This window comes from Colwellia ponticola, from assembly GCF_005885605.1.
Classification (GTDB): domain Bacteria; phylum Pseudomonadota; class Gammaproteobacteria; order Enterobacterales; family Alteromonadaceae; genus Colwellia; species Colwellia ponticola.
This window is the reverse complement of record NZ_SZVP01000063.1, coordinates 1-484: the sequence shown is the minus strand read 5'-3', so window position 1 is coordinate 484 and position 484 is coordinate 1. Positions and strand designations below refer to the sequence as shown.

Sequence of the window (484 nt, the reverse complement as noted above, 5' to 3'; positions counted from 1 at the left end):
CGTCTACTACGGCGGCTACCACCCGGAGCTGGGCCTGATCCTGCGCCAAGCCAAGGAAAAAGGCCTGAACGCCAAGTTCATGGGTCCGGAAGGTGTCGGCAACGACTCCATTTCGCAAATCGCCCAGGGCGCTTCCGAAGGCCTGCTGGTGACCTTGCCTAAATCCTTCGATACCGACCCGGCCAACAAGGCCATCGTTGAAGAGTTCGCCAAGAACAAGCAGGACCCAACCGGTCCGTTCGTGTTCCCGGCCTACTCGGCCATTGAAGTCATCGCCGGCGGCATCAAGGCCGCCAAGAGCGAAGACACCGCAAAAGTGGCCGAAGCCATCCACGCGGGCACCTTCAAGACCCCTACCGGCGAGCTGAGCTTCGACGCCAAGTGCGACCTGAAGGACTTCAAGTTCGTGGTCTACGAATGGCACTTCGGCAAACCAAAAACCGAAGTTTCCCCTCAGTAAGCCAGGCGTTACTGGCCCAACAAG

The 484-nt window shown here is 59.3% G+C and carries 1 protein-coding gene; it reads left to right on the top strand.

The genetic code is table 11. From position 1 onward, the window contains the following. Positions 1–460 (top strand): ABC transporter substrate-binding protein (locus tag FCS21_RS15835; RefSeq protein WP_171035728.1); only part of this gene is annotated, 460 nt, incomplete at its 5' end. Positions 461–484 lie beyond the last annotated feature (24 nt).